The organism is Stenotrophomonas sp. Sm10 (assembly GCF_030985515.1).
In the GTDB taxonomy this organism is placed as follows: Bacteria; Pseudomonadota; Gammaproteobacteria; order Xanthomonadales; family Xanthomonadaceae; genus Stenotrophomonas; species Stenotrophomonas hibiscicola.
The window spans coordinates 26,621-44,308 of the sequence record NZ_JAPTFO010000012.1; the positions used below are offsets into that span (position 1 = coordinate 26,621).

Sequence of the window (17,688 nt, forward strand, 5' to 3'; positions counted from 1 at the left end):
CTGTATTCGCACCGCCTTCACGCGAGCAAGTGCCGGTCGCTCGGGCGGCAATCGGCCCGGCTAGCGGTTACTGGGAGGCGTGAGATTGTTGAAGGTGCGCTGGTCGTTGAGCAGGGCCTTGCCCTTTTCCTCGATCCGGCGGCGCTCGGCCACCGTCAAGCAGCGGCTCTTGGGCATGTTGCTGCCCGTGGTGCGGGTGTGCTGGCAGATCTGGCGGCTGTCTTCGTGGGCGCGGACAAGAACGGTGTTGATCCGCTCCTGGTCGTTGAAGACCTCTGCCTGGACCTGCGGCGGGAGCTCCTGAAGCGTGCTGTGGTCCCCCATGCGCTGGGTGATGCGCGCCAGGGCCTGCTGCACCTGGGCGCGGTCGTCAGCGGACATCTCGCTGTACTCGCCGTCATCAAGGGCCCTTTCAACCCGCCGGACCTGCTCGGCCACCGGTGCCTGCCCGTCCATCTGTATGGCGGTCTTCTCCGGCTTGGCGGAGACAGTGCCAGACAACCCCAGCAACAACGCGATCATCGTGATGCGGTACATCGCCAGCCTCCGGATCCATCCAGGAACGATGGCCACTCTACGGCCGTCACGCGGCCTCCACAAGGGACTTCCGGCAGGTATAAAAAAGACCCAGGCGGTGGCCCGCCTGGGTCTGAAGTCGTATCCCGATACCGATCCTGCTGAGAGGCAGAGCTGCGGTTCGCTGAAGGCTACGCCGGCGCCGATTAAAGGCATGTTAAAGCCGGCCTCATTTGCCCATGAGAATCTCAAAATATTGATTTGTCATGGCTTTTTCAGCTTCTCGACGTGCTCGATGATGCGCGTGGCCACATCTACCCCGCAGGCGGCTTCGATCCCCTCCAGCCCCGGCGTGGAGTTGACCTCCAGCACCAGCGGGCCGCGCGCGGAGCGGATCAGGTCCACCCCGCACACCGACAGGCCCAGCGCCTTGGCCGAACGCACCGCCACCTGCTGTTCGGCGCGGCTGGCCTTGGCCGCCACCGCAGTGCCACCGGCATGCAGGTTGGAGCGGAAGTCGCCTTCCGGCGCCTGGCGTTGCATCGAGGCCACCACCTGGTCGCCCACCACGAAGCAGCGCAGGTCGGCGCCCTTGGCCTCACCGATGAACTCCTGCATCAGGAAATTGGCATACAGCCCGCGCAGGGCCTCGACGATACCGCGCGATGCGCTGGCCTTTTCGGTGAGGATCACGCCCCGCCCCTGGGTGCCCTCGTTGAGCTTCACCACGTGGGGCGGCGGGCCGAGCATGGACAACAGGTCGACGGTGTCATCCGGGTTGTCACCGAACACGGTGACAGGCATGTCGATGCCCTTGGCGGCCAGCAGCTGGTGCGCACGCAGTTTGTCGCGCGAACGCAGGATCGCGTCGGAGGGGTTTGGGGTGCGTGCGCCCATCAGCTCGAACTGCCGCAGCACGGCGGTGCCATAGCGGGTGATCGAGGCACCGATGCGCGGGATGACCATGTCCACGCCGGTCATCGGCCGGCCCTTGTAGTGCATCGAAAAACCATCGGCGGCGATGCGCATGTAGCAGCGTAGCGGGTCGAGGATGCGAACGGTATGGCCACGCGTGCGTGCCGCCTCGACCAGCCGGCGGGTGGAATACAGGGAACTGTTGCGGGACAGGATGGCGAGCTTCATCGCGGCGGGATCGGGCGGCAGGCGCGCAGCATAGCGCGGGCGTGTGGCGGGTGGATGATGCCCCGCAGGCCGCCGCATCTGCATGCCTGCCGGGGCTGTGCGAATATGCCGTTGCCGGCTGATGGACAGAAACGGCCGGCTTGCACAATCCAAGGAGAACCACAGATGCGAATGGGAATTCCGCTGTTGTTGCTGTTTGGCCTGGTGGGAGGTGCCGCAGACGTACGGGCTGCGCCGACCCACGCAGTCTCCCGGCTCTACTTCGATGCCAACAACACCCTGATCGGCCAGGGCCTGCGCTACTGCACGGGCAAGACACAGCACCAAGGCGTTGCCTCACACGCCAACACCCGCTGGATCGATGTTTCCTACGCCTGCCAGGGCGACTCGACCGACGTGTCCTACGGCAGCTGGGTGCCTGTGCAACTGCGGCAGGACTTCTGCACGCTGTATGACGCCTGCACATCACTGATGCCGTGGCCGGAACCCAGCCTGCCCGGCACCCTTGGCAACGGCTTCTACTCAGACTGACAGCCGATAGTCGCCGCACCGTCTCCGGCGATGACCGCACCGTCGTCGGGGACATCCTCATGGCTCATCCAAGGGATGCCTGCCGCCGCTGATCAGCGCGGGGGCAGGCGCAGCGAGAAGTGCCCATCGCGGACACGCACGGCCAGCGCGGTTTCCCGCCATTCCACAGGCAGGGCGAGCGCCGTGTGTGGCGTGGGGATGCGTGTGATCGCGTCGAACGTCCAGTGTTCCTCATAGGCTTCGCAGCGAAGCGAACCGTCATCGCCGGCCTCGATCACATCGATCCAGGCACCACTGCGGGCCTTGCCGCTGCCGCCCGTCGCACGGCGGCCAATGGCCTGCCAACACCCCTGCCAGTGGACGAGCCATACGCCCTCGATGGGACGCAGATCCCCATCAAGCACGCTGCCCGCCACCGCCACGCACCGTCCGGACGGGCTGGTGATCACCGTTTCCAGATCGCAGGCGTGACGGTCACTGGGCTCGCCATCAAGACAGAGCGCGTACGGGCAGATGCGCGCGAACAGCGTCGGATGCGCGGTCAGGCGCAGATCGTCGGGCAGCAGCGGTATGGCCTGCAGCACCCGGGCATCCGGCAGGACATGCCGCAATGCCTGCGGCAACCCGGCGGCCAGCGCGGGATGCTCCGGTTCCAGCCATAGACCCCGGCAGGGCCGCAGCGTGGTCGATCGACAGGGGATATGCCGCAACCACATTGCGGCTTCGGCATCCCCGCCAAGCTGCCGGCGCTCGTGCAGTTCCTGCCAGAACAGACTGGGAACAATCGCCTGAAGGTGCATCACCCGCTTGTCCGCTTCGTCGTAGACGATCACCGCTTCGCTGCGATCAACATAGCCACTGGCCACACGCAGCCCGCTTCCCGCCAGCGTCTGCCACTCGCCACTGGCGTCGTGGCTGCCTCCAGTGGATACGCCCTCGACAATGGCGCCATCGCGCAGCATCTGGGTGCTGTAGGCCGGACCTCCCATGCCCAGTTCGCCCCAATCCAACAGGACATCATGCGTGGGCGGCCGGGTAGCAAAGGGCAGCGTCGCCCGCGAGCGGAGCAGTGCGCCGCCTACGGTATCGCCGACCAGATCAAGGCGCTGCAGCACACCACCCACTGCAAGGCACGCGGCCAAGGCGACAACCACGCCCAGCGGCGACCACCAGGCCACGCAGATGGCGACCAGGACCAGGAACGGCAGCCACTGGGTGAAACGGCGGAGGGCGATTCGATCAACGGTCATGCGGGCATGGTGACTGCGATTGCGCACCATTCAAACCTTCAACGCGGTGCCAGGCAATGGGGGTCGAACCGGCATTGCCGCTAGACTTTCCCTGATGATGGAACCGATGACTGCCGTGAACCGCCGGAATCTGCTGCTGGACGTACTACCGCGATGGAGAGCACTGGCCAAGGATCCGGGAGTACCGCGCCGCATGCTTCGCCTGCCGGACTGGCAGGCAGACTGGAACGCGGGCATGGCCCTGCTTGCGCGTCATGCGCGCAATGGCGGTGACCCTGCGGAGGAACCGCTGCAGGGGCATGCGGCGCTGGAACATGCGTACGGCTGGGAAGCGGTTGCCCAGACCGGCAGCAACCTGCTGCTGAAAGGCATCGACCGTGGATTCGCCCCCACGGCATTGCAGCAGATGCATGCCGACGTTGCAGAACTCTGGCTCGAGCATGCACGTTTGCTGGCCATTGCCCGGAACAGCCTGCAACAGCAGGGCCACGACATCGCGCTGGCCGCGCCGTTGCAACCGCGCACAACGCAGCACTACGAGTACGCCCTGCAGCTGTTGTCACTGGGCGTGCTGCTGGATGCGCAGGACCGTCTTCCAGCGTTGGTGGAGAAGGTGCTCTGCTTCGACACCGACCGCGTGCTGGACTACCTCAGCGCACCGGCACTGGGCCTTGCCGAAGCCAGCGATGCGATATTCCATCCGCGCCCGTTCGCCGAGCTGTTCGCGCCGTTGCGCGACGGTGAAGCGTTCGTTCCATCCCTGCTGACCGGCTACCTGCAGGTGCACTACCGTGACTTCTTTCTACTGTCGCCCCAGGCTCAGAAGCGGACCCGACGGCTGACCGGACCGCATGCGTGGGGTTACTGGGCGCTGGAGGTAGCAGCGCTGGTGGTGCTGTATGGCGGCGACGACACCGCGCTGCGCACCTGCCCGCACTATCCTTCCGACCTGGTGGACTTCGCCCGGCCGCAAGCGGGCGCATAAGCCACTCGAGCTATGGTTCGAAGGGGCCACAGCCCAACACTGAGGAGGAGATTGCGGCGCTGCTGCCACACGCTCGAGCTGGGTGTGGTGCATCGAGTACGCCGCGTCTGCCGGGGGTGAATACCCTGGAGACATGGAGCGGGCGATGGGAATCGAACCCACGTCAGTAGCTTGGGAAGCTCGTCAGGAATACATGCGTTTCAATGGGTTATTCCTGATTTCCGCTCCGCAATGCGCCCCGTTGCAGGGTCATTTTTACCGAGAGAAACACAACATCCGCAGCAATTGCGGAGCGCGCCCGGACCTCTCAGACGCTCCGCCGAAGCTGCTCCAGTCCTGCCCTCACCCACGCCTTGGTGCGGACGTCCCTCGCTCGGGGTTTCGTCTCTGCCGGCAGCTTGCGCGGCTCAAGCGCCGCCTTGATCCGCTCGATTTCCCTCGCCCCGGCCTCAGCCAGGCGCCGGGCCTGTTGCCGCTGCTCGCGGGTCGGAGGCAAGCCGGGCAGTGGCGGCTCCGGTTGGATCGGGGTGCTGTCGGTCAGCCGGGCGACGGCCTCACGCAGCGGGAGCTCGGGGTAGAGCCTGGCGGCGCACCAGCGCTCGGCATACCGCTTCGCCTGCCGGACGTTGGCGGCGCGCACTTCCTTCACCTGCCACATCTTCTGGCCTTCCATACATAGCCTGACGCCAGGGCCACCATCTGGCGTGACGCTGGCCGTCTCCCGGCCGTTGTACCAGAGCGCCCAGCGCTCACCGGTCTGGACCCAGCCAGAGGGGATCGGGGCGGTGCGGAACCCTTGGTAGCCGTGCGAGGGAAGCATGGCCGGAAGGATACGGCCGGGCGTCGCAGATCCTGCGAACGCGGCGGCGACCTGGCTGAATCGTTCGAGGAAGGAGTTGTTAAGCACTGCATCGGCGGTTTGACGAAATCGTCAATTTCCCCGAACTGCAGGGCCGAGCCTTGCTCGGCCCCCTCCGTAATCCGTCACTGCTTGCGCGGCTCAGGCTTGCAGCATCTGTTGCGCCCGGTCCAAGAAGTATTCGCGGACGGAAGGGTCATGGATCTTGTCAGCGGCGTGGAAGCTGGCATCTGCCAACCGGGCCTCGTTCGCGACCAGGCTTGCCAGGAACTCGTCAGCGATTTGGCGACTGTGGATTTCAAACTTTTCGATCATCTGCATGCTCCGTGTTTGGGAGCGCAGAACGTAGACCCAGCAAACTCGCGAGTCAACGAAAATTCCATTATTTCTCTATATTTTTCAATGTCTTGTAACTCAACCATACCAACAGTGTTATGCGCGCAGGACGGAGCCGTAACGCCGGCGCTGGAGGCTATACACGCCTTGAGCACGGCAGGCCGGGCTACCCTCCGGCCATGTGCGGCCGATTCGTCCAGCTCCCCGTTGTCGACTTTGGCCAGCCGGGGCTCGCTGACCTTGCCCCCGGCCTGGCCGAGATTCAGCCCAGCCACAACCTCACGCCGACACGACGCTGCTCACGTGCCACGAGTTGAGCTTCCTGCCACCCAGGAACTTGCAGGACTCACGCCCAAGGACTTAGATCTGACCTAAGTCCTGGGTCACCACCTGCCCTTCCCGAAGCACGGTAGCAAGAAGCCGCCCCCCGGCCACCTGCCGCCCCACCCGCTTATTAAGCCATGCCGCTTGGATCTTGCCAGCTGCGAGCACATCAGCCGGAGCGAAGCTATCTGGCCTTCCGGCAAGAGGCTCTCCGGGCGAAGCTAAGCCACCCTCCAGCGGTTGCACAATTGCTGGCCTAGAGCTGTCGCTCTTGGCATACGCAGTAGCCACCATCCGGCCGCTCTTTGGCGACCAACCGCCCAGCACCAACTCCGTGCCCAACGCGTCCATTTGCAGACTCGCCTCGGCAGCCGCTCTCTCATAGCTTGGCCACAACTTGTCGATCACAAGCCCGAGCTCCTTTGTCAGCTGCTCCATTGTGAAATCGGCCCGGAAGCTTGCCTGGAGCGCGAGCTCGTAGATGCGAAGAAAGAACTGAGTGGACCCACGTGCCGCCAACACCAAGTTGTACTGAGGGATCAGCAGCATCTTTGCGCCGGACGAATGCGCTCCGGTGCGGGCGTCCTCCGCGAGGGTATCGACCGCGACCAGGAGCTGGTCAGGGCGTAACAGAACGTTGAGGATGCTCATAGCGGACTCGCTCAGAGGTCGCCAGACTATCGCCTTCCCCACCCCCAACTGTCGAGACCGTCATGACGACCGAAATCACGGAAACCCTCGATCGCCTCCACGCATGCGAGTCAGAACTTCAGATGCACCGCGGCTATCTCAAGGCAGCGGAATACGCGCTTCGAGTACTCACGCTGACTCACCCAGCACCCGAACGGCTCTCCGGTACTTGGCTGAGTCTTTTGCCCAGCATCGCCTCTAAGCACAGGCAAAGCGACGGCGATCTGTTCGCCGCCGCTTTCCAGCAGTCACTCACCGTGCTCACCGAGCAGATCGGGGAGCATCGCCAAGGGGATCAGGCGGCCACAGCGTAAGGCTCAACCAGCGAAGCTAGGAGATCCATAGCCGCTGGGTTTGCATCCTCGGCGTCGCCGCGCTGATTGAATCGAGTCCAGTCGGCTTTAGCCAACCGCTTCAGCTCTACCGGTTCTACCGGAAGCCATTTCATCGGCCAGAACGGCAGGCGGCGTTGCCCCACCCGGCCCCGCTGCAGTTCCACGATTCCGTTGTGGCTGCTCGCGCCCAGCACGCGGGAGTACGCCACTGACAACCCATCTTCCGGCCCCTCCAGGTACTGGAGGAAGCGTTCGCCATCGAAGAGGAGCACCCCCGTAACCCCAGCATTAAGGTTGAACCGGGCCGCGTCGTCCACAATCTGATCCAACTTTCCGTTGGACAGGCCCAGCTTGTCGCCGGCGATCTCCCCACCAGCACTGCTCACGTATACAACCGCCGTGATGGGCATTGCGCACCTCCTTGATGAGGCACGAGCCTAACAGACGCGTGAGAACGTTTACGTGAGGTGGCGACCACTTGCACAACAATTCAGGAACGCGTGATGCTGAATGCGGACCTTCATCACAAGACGGAGGCAGCGATCAGGGCAGCATCCCCAAAAATACTTGGTACACCGCAATGCCCGATACAGGCCTTTTCTACGTTCTCGATCTTGATGCAGTACGCGACCGCGATGGCAACCTCCACCGAGTCAGCGCAATCAGCGTCCGTTGCAACCACTGCAAGCACATCACCCATTCCAAGGCGCCGCAGCTGGAGACCATGCCAGGCGGCACGCTACTCGCGTGCGCCGGATGCGGCGAGCGTCAAGCCGTCAGCAATGCTCGCCTGGTTGAGTGCGACCACGTGCTGGGGCACACGCTACCCCAAGCGATGCCGGCCTGACTTGCCATGTGCGGCCGATTCGTCCAGCTGCCCGTTGTCGACTTCGGCCAGCCGGGGCTGGCTGACCTTGCCCCCGGCCTGGCCGAGATCCAGCCCAGCTACAACCTCGCGCCGACACAGCGGGCCTCGGTAATCCTGGACCGGGGCGAAGGCCGGCAGGTAACCCGCTTGGCGTGGGGGCTGCTACCGTTTTGGGCCAAGGCCAAGGGCCTGCAGGGCTCGACCATCAACGCCCGAATCGAGACGGTGGCCACCAAGCCGGCGTTCCGGTCGGCCTTCAAGAAGCGCCGCTGCGTTATCCCCATGGCCGGCTACTACGAGTGGTCAGTGAGCCCGATTGACGAGAAGAAGGATCCCTGGTTCATCCACGCCACCGGGCCGCTGCTGGCCGCTGGCCTCTGGGAGGACACCAGCCCGCTGCTGCCCGAGGGGAACCTGGGCACCTTCACCATCATCACCGGCGACAGCAGCGGCGTCTCGGCCGACATTCACGACCGCATGCCGGTGTGGCTGCATGCCCGCCAGATCGATGAGTGGATGGCCGCTAGTCCGGACGATGCGATGGCGATGCTGCTGGCCAGCGAGCCGCCGGCGATGGAGGCCTATCGGGTCAGCCGCGCGGTGAACGCACCGCGGAACAATCGCGAATATCTGCTGCTGCGGGTCGAGTAACACAGAGCCGCACTTGGTAGGCCCTGCCAAGACCCTTAGATTTCGATCCCGCTGACCGCGAGGGACGCCTTGGCCGAAGCGTAGATAGCGTCCAACTCCGCCTTCGTCAACGTCCCATTGAAGAACGCCACGAGCGCTCCCTCGGCCGGGGCAGTGTGCAGCGTATTCCCGAGCAACCGGATGGCACCAGCCGGAATCGTGGGCGTCGGGATCGCAGCGGTAGTCGTGGTATCGGTACGGGGGCGGTAGAGACTTGCCTGCGAAGCGCTCACGTTGAACGTGGCGAAAATCGCCTCCCATCGATCGCCCCCATTCGGTGTCATCTGTGCGTAGGTCGCGCCATTGACCATCACAGCAGCGTTCAACGAGTCTTTGCTTCGTACCACGCCGTAGGCCTGTGTGCTGTTCACTGCAGCGCCGCCGAGCCACTGCAAAGCGCCAGCGCCTGGGATTGAGCGCTGGCGACTGACAGTCAGCACAGTCACATTACCCGAGGGCATGTTCTGACCGGTCACACCTATCGTCTTGCCAGCGTTGGTCTGAACCGAGTACGGAGTAAACGTGGGATCAGCACCGGTGTCCACAACTGCGGCGGCTGGCCACGAACCGGCTCTCGGGTAGGCCGAGTAAGCGGCAGAGTTCCGAAGACGGTACGCACCCAGCGTGCTCGCCGGGAAGCTGATGGTCGGTTCAAGGTCAAGAATCAAGGAGCCATTGAACTGAGCTCCTGGGAATTGCCGAATCAGAGTCGCCATAGCGGGTCCTTTAGATATTGAGACTGTAGATGCAAGCCATGGAGAGAGCGGGCTTAGCGTTGGTATGAAAACCACCATCATTCAACACGGTGAGCCGCTGGCCATCGACGTGCACCCCCTCAATCGCTTGCGACCCTGACAGTGTGAATTGGCGAAGTTGAGCGCCGGTGGCCATGCTCGCTGCATAGACCGATCCGCTACTTCCGTTCGCACCAGCGGTGTACCACAGTGCGTTCGCGGAGGCGTCGTAGTAGGCCTGGTCATGGTCCGCACGGATGTCGCTGATGGTTCTAATCAACTGGCCCGATGCGCAGGAATACACATCAACCGTACCGGTGTTGTAGCGCGGCAGAATCAGAGCATCTTCCGAGGCGATACGCGCCACGGCGTTGGGAATGAAACCTGTATTGATAGCGTCCGGAAGCAACACACCGGACAGGTCCATATGCCGGACCAGATTGGCTCCCTGGTCGGCGAACCAGAAGGTGTCATCGGACTCATCCCATGCCACTCCTTGGATCGATCCCGGGCTGGTAACTTTGTCGAAAACGGTGAACTCGCGAAGAACCCGCGACATGTCCGGCGAAAGGACTACGACAGAGCATTCGTAAACCCCTGACCCCTCGACGGATCGACCGTCATTCGCTACCAACCAGCAGCTGGTCCAAGGGCCGCTTGTGATCTTGGCCAGCCCTGTGCAGGTGAATCCGCCGTTGGGATTCTCGCCACCAACACCGTTCGGCATCATCGCAAATGCAACCGGCGTAAGGGTACTTCCGGCGGGAAACACCTCCCTTCCATCACCGTAGGTGATCCGACCGACGCGGCCGAAGCCATCCACGTCGATCATGATGGCTCCAGGGAACTGCGCTGAAACATCGGCGCGATACTGGGTATAGATGCCCTCGACGTTGAGCTTACCGCTCGCGAGTGCCTCGCCGTCCGAACCCTTCACGGTGATGTGGTTTCCCACGCGCACCGACAGATGCTCGGCAGTTCCGTCAGGATAGAGTGCGAAGCAGACGTTTTGCTCTGGATCCGTCCACACTTCGACCGGATTCCCCCGAACAGTTGGCCCATACTTCCCCGCCACCAGCTCCAGTTCACTTTTATCGGCCTTCTGGCTAAGCACATCAGCACTCCGCCACTGGAGCCCTGCGGAGGTCATGACGTAGCGACCAGAGTTCGGCACGTCAGCGCCGGTTACGGGATCGAGGTGCGTGCCCTCGTCGCCGATAACAGCGACTTGCCGATCAAGCGGGATCTGTCCCGCGCCGGCCGCAGCACTGGCCGCCGCCCACGTTGGAAACTCAATGGTGCTGCCATCGGCAAGAAACTGCTGAAAATCCGTCTCTATGCCGTTCCAGCTCTTCCGAGTAACCCCTCGGCGATCCTGCCATGTCGGCGCGGTTCCGTTAATGCCGTTGTCCAGATTTTCGGCGTTGTCGTACAGATCTTTGGGCGAGCTCGAACCCAGCGGGTTGCCGGTATTGAAGGTCGTCATGTTGCAGCGTCTCCAGTGGCGCTACGGCGCGGTCGCGTCGTCGTATTGGTAGAAAACGGGGTCGTACTGCAGGGCGGTCAACTCAACCGAGCCGTCTTCGCCTGGCGTGAGTTCGGCCAGCACGGCGTCATACCCAGCGCGCGTGCTGTCGCAGAAAATCAGCTCCGGCGGATCAATCGTCGGGTCGTCCATGATCCAGGTGTTGAACGCGTGCTCGCCCGGAAGTGCCGAGGCGGCGATAGTCAGGCGATGCTCGTCCACGCGGGTGGGCACCATCACGCCGGACAGCGTTCCGTCTTGGAACCGGACCAGGCACCGCGGCGCCGGCAGGCTCCAGTCCAGGTACTCGCCCACCTCGATCAGGAGCCGGGTGCCATCCAGACTGGCGGACTCGATCATGGCACTGGTGGTACTAGAGCCGGGGATGTCGTCGAACAGCTTCACTCGGTCGCCATACTGGTAGACCAGGCCCATCATCTCGGTCTTGGTTTTGTAGGTCAGGCGCTGGCCCTGATGCTTCATCAAGCGGCGCATGCCGATCCGGTAGGCGCGATCACGTGTGCCGACGCCCTGTAGCTCAAACGCCTCCACCTTCCATGGCTCGGTCACGCCCGGTAGGCGGCACTCTACGGTTTCGGCCGCCCACGTCACCTCGTCGATATAGGTCACGTCCACCCCGTCGTAGTCGTCCGGGCCGGGTGAGATGAAGGACGTGCTCAGCGGCTCCAGCTGGCGCTGAGGCGAGATGCCGCCGCGCCAGGCTTTCACCCCTTCCCTGCCCGCCGAGCACATGGAATCGATCAACAGGAAGTAGCCCATACCGGCCTGGGCGGCCATCTGCAGCAGATCCAGCGCGCTGGTGCCGGTCTTCTCCGCGCTGAAGTCGAAGAACTCCCCGCGCGGCGTCCAGTAGGTGTCCTCCAGGTGCTGCAGGGTCTCCGTGTCGATCTGCTCGAGCGGCAGGCCCAGCGAGCGCATCACGTGGACCATCGCGCCGCTGATGCTGCGGGCCGCGCCGTCGTCATACAGCCGCGTGGCCTCCACGTTGAACCGGCGGTCGGTCTGGGCAGCCAGCTTCGTGCCGGTGGTCACCGTCAGGCCAATCGTGGTCAAGTCGTCGTAGCGAGTGGGCCGCTGCGGAAGGCGCGCGCGCAGGCCCTGCCAGAAGCAGGCGTCCCGCGCCGAGTTGCCGCCGCGCTCGGTCACGCGGCGCACGCGTACCTCGATCTGCCCGGGGGTGGCCAGCGTGATGCGCTCGGTGAAGCCCAGCGCGTCCTCGGAGATGGCTGTGTAGGTGTGGGTGCGTACGGACCAGGCATCGCCTGAGCCGAACACGCGGTAGGCCACGCGCACGGTCACGGTGAAGGTGCGCTTGTTGCCCTTGTCCGTGTACCAGATCAGGCCGCCGGGAAAGTTGAAGTCATATTCGAAGGTTTCGGTGGTTTCGCCGCTCGGGCACACCAGGAACGGCCCGAGCCATTCCTCGCCCTCTTGGAACCCTGTTGCCCGATAGTCCGTGGCGGTCCGGCTGACCCAGCCTGGCCAGCTGGTGTCGACCACGCCGCCTTCGGTCAGCCGCTGCACCGTCAGCGTGAAGCCAGACTTGGACGCGATGCGGTATTCGCTCTGGCCGCGCGACATGGCAAGCGAGATCGAGCCCGGCGGCAGCCCCCCGAAGGCCGTGCCGCCCGGGCCGTCATAGGCCAGCGTCACTCGCGGCTGTGTCGCCGGCGTGCCGCCGGTGGTGGCCACGCCAGTCGTGGTGGTCGGGCTGCTGCCGAAGACACTGGCAGGCAGACCGCTGTAGGTGATGTTGCCACCGGCATAAGGGCTCTCCGCCTCGGCAATGGTCACCACCCCGCCCGACTGCGTTGCCACCAAGCCGCTGTCGACCAGCTGGTCATTGATGGCAGTCAGAAGCACGCCCAGCGTGATGTAGTTGGCCACCAAGGCCACGCTGTAGGTGGTGCCGCGCCAGCTGATGCCGAAGGTGGCCGGCGTCCCACTGAAATCGAAGTTGCTGGCCGCCGCAGAACCGACCAAGCGAGCCGGACTGCCGCCCACGCCCGGCACCGCCGGTTCGCCGGCGGTGTAGCTGGCCACGAACAGTGCGTAATCCGCGCCGTTGTAGGTCAACAGCACCGGCATGCCGACGTAGGGGGCCAGCTCGGCCACCGCGCTGCCGGCGATGATCGAATAGAGCCCGCTCGTGGTCGCGGTGAAGGTCGCCGCCACTTTCAGCGTCAGCACCGCCCCCACCGTCCAGCTCACAGGCAGAGAGGTTGCTGGCCGCTCTTTGCCGTCGGCGTCGGTGATGGTCGCGTTGTTCAGGGTGAACACGTTCCCCGACACGGTCACCGAATCGGCATTGATGCCGGTGGCCACGTCCGCCGTATCGCTCAGGTCCAGGCCGGCAGTGCCGGAGGCCGTGGCGCCCACCTCGGTGGAGTTCACCCAGTTCTCGGACCGCGCATCGCCGCCCACATCTGCGCCAGGCGGGTAGATGGTGATATCCACGTCGCTGCCGAAGGAGCTGATGGGCGTATTGCCCAGCCGCGCGGAACCCAGCGGAATTATGTGCCGGCCCTTGCCCACGCACACGAACATCTGGGTGCGGTATGTCTTCCCTCCCACAAACCGCGACACCGGCTGCACCAGGTAGTCGGCCCAAACGCGGCACCGCCCCAGAACCTCGCGCACGGGGCTACCGAGCCGGGCCGTATTTGCCCGAGCCGTGTCCAGGCTGAGGCTGTCGCCCTGCCCGTTTCGGCTGCCAGGCAGGTTGTTGGCCATGTAGATGGCATATGCAGCCACCACAGCCACCACGACCCAGTAGATCACAGCGGCTACTCCCTCGTAGTGAGGGACGGGGTAGATCCGCACGTCGCTGCCGTGGTCGATCCAGGTGCTTGCCCACACCTGGGGCGCAATCGGCGTGCCGTCCACCTCCAGATCGATCGGCTGCTCACCCTCGCCGGTGTACCCGCGTACGTTCGCCCGTAGCCAGCCGTCCACCGTCACCCGGCCATGCTGGTGAGTTTCCAGCGCTTCGCCAGGCATCCGCGAAGGAAACACACGGATCACGCGTAATACTCCACACGATTGAAGCGTCGCTCGAAGCGCGCCACAGGCAGCACCGTCACGTTTCGGCCTTCGTTACACTCGAGCGTGCACATGCGGCCGTCTACCTCCACCAGCACGGCAACGTGGGTCACCATGCTGCCCTCGTAGCAGAACGCCACGGCGCCCTCCACCAGGTCGCTACCGGCATGCTGCAGAACCGCCTGCTGAGCCAGCTCGGGCAGATCTTCACGGGTGGCGCCAGGGTGCTCATCCCACGCCGGCAAGCCAAGATCCCGCCGCACCTCGTTGACCACGCCATAGCAGTCCAGTTCGGGGAACACGCGGCCGCCGCTGACCCAGACAACGTCCAGGTACTTTTCAAGGTCGATCGTCATGAGATATAGCGCAGTCCGGGGTGCTTGGAGAGGTTGAAGCGATCGCGCGGCCAGGCCGTGTCGAGAATGTTCATGAAGCCGGCCGTGATCTGGACCTCGGTGGCCGACCACTGGCCACCCTTGATGACCATCGACAGCGGGCGCTTGATTGGAGCGAGCAGATCGCTACTCAGGTAGACCCGCAGGGTTACCGTCATCTCCTGCCGCGCGGCCAGCGCGGCGCGGATCTTGGTACTCACCACGCCATCAATGTTGGTCAGAGCGAAGCGCAGATCCTGGACGCCTTCCGCGTTTCGGGCGGGCTTCGCTACGTCCATGCCGCAGGCCTTGAAAGTCACCGTCTGACCTGTCTCCAGAACCGCGGTCAGATCCTCCCAACCCTTGGTCAGGTAGTGGGTTTCGCCACCGACAGTGATAGCCAGCGTGTCGTGCTCAACCTCGCTGCCACCGGAGGCATACAACCGTTCGAGGATACTCATGGCTGCGGCCACTCCCTGTTTGCGGCCAGGTCGACGACATTGGCCTGCAGGAATCCTTCTGGGTACTCAGACCAACCATCGGCCAACAGCGGCCGGAGGTACAGTTCCAGCGGCGCGGTGAACATCCACAGGTTGCTGTTGGTCAACGTCGGCCCGTCGTAAATGTCGGTGAACCGCGCCCTGTAGTAGTCCATGCCCAGCGGGGTGCGAAGACGGCAGGCAAACCAAGCCACGCCATCGAACAGCTGCTCCTGAAACCACTTCTCGAACAGAGCAGCCTGCTGGTCATTCAACAGCCATCGGACCTCAGTCTGGCTCGGCGTCGCGGTGTAGGCCCGCCGGGGCAAGGATCGCCCGCTTACGAAGGTGGACCGCGTCTGAGGTGATACGTGGCGCAGCCCATAGCCCTCGCGCAGCGGTTCGGGCAACCACTTCGGCTGCATGATCAGTGCCATTACCCGACCTTCCTTCTGACATTCCAGTTCGATCGCATTGCGCGTGATTGGGGACCGGTGCCGGACGTGGTGTCCGCCACGCGGTCCTGCCGCGCCAGGGTCACTGCGCGCCGCACCGTCTGCTCCTGCATCAACCGCTCTCGCTCGCTGATGGACCCGTTCACGTTGAAATGCATCTCAAAGCTATCGCCCCGACCTCCGCCGGCGGAATCGCGTGACACGCGGTCGAGGGTTGCGTCCAGCTTGGCGCTGGTGGCCGCAGTGGTGACCCTCTCGCCCTTCTGCAGCAGCCAAGTTCCAGTCTCGGGAACGCTGTCGATGCCGTCGTGAGCCATGCCGACCGCGGCAATGTTGGAGACGATGCCGGCGGTCGCCGCCGCCACCGAGGCAATGGCGGCTAGGTTGGTCGGCCAAGGGTTCGCAGCCGCCATCGCCATGCCCTGCTGAATAGCAATGACCGACTGAGCGATCGCCGCAGCCTTCTGGACCACAAACGCCGCCTTGTAGAGGGCGGACTGCTCGCCGAAGCTGGTGCGCATCACATCGGTGATGCTCCCTAGTGCGGACTGAGCCTCCGTCGCTGCAACCTGCCACCGAGCCCGGTCAAGTCGGTCCAGGTTCGCCTGATGTTCCTCGCGGAGCTTCAGTTCCTTGGCGTTCCAGTCTGTTTCCAGATCGAGGCGCGCCTGCCTCTGCTCCTCCAGCGCCTCAAGCTTGGACTGCAGCTTCTTCTTCTCGGCCTCTTCCGCTTCATCGATCTTGGAGAATTCGCCTCGCGCACCACCGAAGAGCGCGTCAGGCCCCTTGTAGTCGGACGAGCCATTTCCGCCGACCTGGTCGATGACTTTCCCAGCGGTGGCAATGTAGTCAGCATCGTTGGCGGCGCCGACCGCCGCCGCTGCCTGCAGAACCTTAAGGCGATCCCGGGCCTGGTCGACGCCCAACGAATCCTTCTTGTTGAGCTCGTCCTTCAGCTTGCCGAAGGCTTCAGTGGCCTTGGCGGCTTCTTCATTGGCCGATTTCACACCGGCCAGTCGGTCAATCTCGGCGGCTAGTGCGCGAAGTCGTTCCTGGTGCGCGGAGTTCAGCCCCTGAAGGCTTCCGTGCGCCAATTCAAAGTTCAGCCTCTGCAACTCTGTCGCTCGCCCCGAGCGGTCCGAGCTGGTGTCGAACAGCGCGATCTGTCGCTGCAGCTGCAGGGAGGAAGACTCATAGGCACGCTGCAGCTGCTGCTGCGCAGCCAAGCGCTTTTTGGCATTCTCGGCATCAGCAGCCGCGGCAGCAGCGGCCTCGCGCGCAGCAGCATCCGCAGGATCACCCGTAACCCCTGTCGGCTCGACCTTCGCTGCACTGGCCGCCTTGGCTGCCAGCTCCAGCATGCGCCTGCCCTCTTCCAGCTTTCGCTGCTCGGCGGCGATCTCGCCACGCAAGCGCTGCATTACCTTGTCCGGGCTGGAAATCAGATCGGACGGAATCAGCTCGCTGGCGTTGAGCATCGAGAAGCCCAGCGTGCCCTTCGAGTTCTGCACGGCCGCCAGCGTCTTCTGCAGGCGCTCGATGCGGTCTTCCACGCGTACCACGTCCGCCATGTCAGGTCCGCTGACGCGTGCAGCCAGGCTCTCTGCCACGAACTTGGTCACGTTGGCCGCAGTGGATGCGAACTTGGCCATCGTGCCGATGGCTTCAACGGCACCCGAGATCAGATTGTTGAAGCCCTCCCTCGTGGCCGGATCGTTCAGTGTCTCGATCAGCGTATTGACCGCGTCCGTGGCGCCCTTCAGGCTCCCGTCCTTGGCGGTGGTGATGTCGTTGAGGGTGTTGCCCAGGGCCTGCAGCGCACCGCCGAAGGTGTCACGCGCCGCCTGCGCCGCGCCGGCGTACGACTCCTCAAGGATCTCCAGGATCATCACCTGGGCCTCGCCCTCCTTGCCGGCCTTGACCAGCTCGTCGATCGTGCCGCGCACCTCCTTCGTGAAGGCAGCGCCAAAGCCCTGCTGGGCGAGCGCCGCGGCCGCCTTGCTGGGCGATTCCAGCGCGCGGCCGATGGTCTCCGCCGACTGGCTGACACTGATGCCGAGGCGCGCGGACTGGTCGATGACCGCCTGCATGGCGCGCGGAATGTTAGACGCCAGAATGCCGGAGTAGGACAGCAGCCGGGTCTGGGCCTCGACGATCTCGCCGCCGCTGAACGTGGACTTGCTCGATAGGGTGTCGGCCATATCCAGCAGCTGCTGGCGGGTATACCCGGCTGCGCCACCGGTGGAGCGGATGATGGCATCCAGCTGGGCCACCTCGCGCTCCGCAGCGATGGTGTTTCTCCCGATCATTACCACCGCGGCCGCGATGGCGGTGCCCAAAGCGAGGCCGGCCAGCTTCGCCTCTGCCTCTACCTTCTTGCGCCACTTCTCCGCCCGGCGCTCGGACTTGTCCAGGCCGGACGCGAAGCCGCCGACCTCGGCGATTACGTCGATGGTCAGCGTACCAAGGGACCGGGACATAGCTCTCTCTGCTGCAGGGGCTGGCCGGTGGCCAGGTAGGTTGATGCGCGC

18 protein-coding genes are annotated in these 17,688 nt (G+C 64.2%); 4 read left to right on the forward strand and 14 right to left on the reverse strand.

Annotated elements, in window-relative coordinates:
• Positions 1-60: 60 nt before the first annotated feature.
• Both O0J15_RS05405 and rimK read right to left on the reverse strand, forming a co-directional pair.
• The gene (locus O0J15_RS05405) at positions 61-537 is read right to left on the reverse strand and encodes a hypothetical protein (protein ID WP_227845085.1); all 477 of its coding nucleotides are present in this window, start codon (positions 535-537) and stop codon (positions 61-63) included.
• A 243-nt stretch (positions 538-780) separates the two neighbouring features.
• Positions 781-1,659, reverse strand: a complete 879-nt coding sequence (gene rimK, locus O0J15_RS05410; protein ID WP_026347043.1) for a 30S ribosomal protein S6--L-glutamate ligase — start codon at positions 1,657-1,659, stop codon at positions 781-783.
• 165 nt (positions 1,660-1,824) lie between these two features.
• On the opposite strand from rimK, the gene O0J15_RS05415 reads away from it, so the two are divergent.
• Positions 1,825-2,190, forward strand: a complete 366-nt coding sequence (locus tag O0J15_RS05415; protein ID WP_308305238.1) for a hypothetical protein — start codon at positions 1,825-1,827, stop codon at positions 2,188-2,190.
• A gap of 92 nt (positions 2,191-2,282) precedes the next feature.
• On the opposite strand, the gene O0J15_RS05420 is transcribed toward O0J15_RS05415, so the two are convergent.
• Complete coding sequence (locus O0J15_RS05420; RefSeq protein ID WP_308305240.1) at positions 2,283-3,440, reverse strand: hypothetical protein; 1,158 nt, start codon at positions 3,438-3,440, stop codon at positions 2,283-2,285.
• 115 nt (positions 3,441-3,555) lie between these two features.
• Here O0J15_RS05420 and O0J15_RS05425 point away from each other — a divergent pair, with 115 nt between their 5' ends.
• Positions 3,556-4,425, forward strand: coding sequence for a PoNe immunity protein domain-containing protein (locus O0J15_RS05425; RefSeq protein WP_308305241.1), 870 nt, complete (start codon positions 3,556-3,558; stop codon positions 4,423-4,425).
• A 307-nt stretch (positions 4,426-4,732) separates the two neighbouring features.
• Here O0J15_RS05425 and O0J15_RS05430 read toward each other — a convergent pair whose 3' ends face one another.
• From O0J15_RS05430 to O0J15_RS05440, 3 genes are all read right to left on the reverse strand, one after another.
• The gene (locus O0J15_RS05430; protein WP_236509526.1) at positions 4,733-5,245 is read right to left on the reverse strand and encodes a hypothetical protein; all 513 of its coding nucleotides are present in this window, start codon (positions 5,243-5,245) and stop codon (positions 4,733-4,735) included.
• 180 nt (positions 5,246-5,425) lie between these two features.
• A complete protein-coding gene (locus O0J15_RS05435; RefSeq protein ID WP_236509477.1) occupies positions 5,426-5,599 on the reverse strand; it encodes a hypothetical protein in 174 nt (57 codons plus the stop codon).
• Positions 5,600-5,980: 381 nt separating this feature from the next.
• Positions 5,981-6,595, reverse strand: coding sequence for a hypothetical protein (locus tag O0J15_RS05440; protein ID WP_021203823.1), 615 nt, complete (start codon positions 6,593-6,595; stop codon positions 5,981-5,983).
• A 62-nt stretch (positions 6,596-6,657) separates the two neighbouring features.
• On the opposite strand from O0J15_RS05440, the gene O0J15_RS05445 reads away from it, so the two are divergent.
• Positions 6,658-6,948: a hypothetical protein gene (locus O0J15_RS05445; protein ID WP_021203822.1), complete on the forward strand. Its 291-nt coding sequence runs from the start codon at positions 6,658-6,660 to the stop codon at positions 6,946-6,948.
• Here the strand turns inward: O0J15_RS05445 and O0J15_RS05450 are convergent.
• Complete coding sequence (locus O0J15_RS05450) at positions 6,930-7,379, reverse strand: BLUF domain-containing protein (protein WP_308305242.1); 450 nt, start codon at positions 7,377-7,379, stop codon at positions 6,930-6,932. The two genes, O0J15_RS05445 and O0J15_RS05450, sit on opposite strands and share 19 nt — an antisense overlap.
• A gap of 443 nt (positions 7,380-7,822) precedes the next feature.
• Here O0J15_RS05450 and O0J15_RS05455 point away from each other — a divergent pair, with 443 nt between their 5' ends.
• Complete coding sequence (locus O0J15_RS05455) at positions 7,823-8,488, forward strand: SOS response-associated peptidase (protein ID WP_308305243.1); 666 nt, start codon at positions 7,823-7,825, stop codon at positions 8,486-8,488.
• A 35-nt stretch (positions 8,489-8,523) separates the two neighbouring features.
• Here the strand turns inward: O0J15_RS05455 and O0J15_RS05460 are convergent, their stop codons facing one another.
• Genes O0J15_RS05460 through O0J15_RS05490 form a run of 7 tightly spaced genes read right to left on the reverse strand, consistent with a single transcriptional unit; the run spans position 8,524 to position 17,637 of the window.
• Positions 8,524-9,243: a hypothetical protein gene (locus tag O0J15_RS05460; RefSeq protein ID WP_308305244.1), complete on the reverse strand. Its 720-nt coding sequence runs from the start codon at positions 9,241-9,243 to the stop codon at positions 8,524-8,526.
• Positions 9,244-9,253: 10 nt separating this feature from the next.
• Positions 9,254-10,747 (reverse strand): hypothetical protein, encoded by a 1,494-nt coding sequence (locus tag O0J15_RS05465; RefSeq protein WP_308305245.1) that lies wholly within the window; start codon positions 10,745-10,747, stop codon positions 9,254-9,256.
• 21 nt (positions 10,748-10,768) lie between these two features.
• Positions 10,769-13,831, reverse strand: a complete 3,063-nt coding sequence (locus O0J15_RS05470) for a host specificity factor TipJ family phage tail protein (protein WP_308305246.1) — start codon at positions 13,829-13,831, stop codon at positions 10,769-10,771.
• The gene (locus O0J15_RS05475; RefSeq protein WP_111099117.1) at positions 13,828-14,205 is read right to left on the reverse strand and encodes a nitrite transporter; all 378 of its coding nucleotides are present in this window, start codon (positions 14,203-14,205) and stop codon (positions 13,828-13,830) included. Before O0J15_RS05475 ends, O0J15_RS05470 begins: the two co-directional genes overlap by 4 nt.
• A complete protein-coding gene (locus O0J15_RS05480) occupies positions 14,202-14,684 on the reverse strand; it encodes a DUF1833 family protein (protein ID WP_111099151.1) in 483 nt (160 codons plus the stop codon). Before O0J15_RS05480 ends, O0J15_RS05475 begins: the two co-directional genes overlap by 4 nt.
• Positions 14,681-15,139: a hypothetical protein gene (locus tag O0J15_RS05485; RefSeq protein WP_308305247.1), complete on the reverse strand. Its 459-nt coding sequence runs from the start codon at positions 15,137-15,139 to the stop codon at positions 14,681-14,683. Before O0J15_RS05485 ends, O0J15_RS05480 begins: the two co-directional genes overlap by 4 nt.
• Positions 15,139-17,637: a phage tail length tape measure family protein gene (locus O0J15_RS05490; protein ID WP_308305248.1), complete on the reverse strand. Its 2,499-nt coding sequence runs from the start codon at positions 17,635-17,637 to the stop codon at positions 15,139-15,141. Before O0J15_RS05490 ends, O0J15_RS05485 begins: the two co-directional genes overlap by 1 nt.
• Between the last annotated feature and the right edge of the window lie 51 nt (positions 17,638-17,688).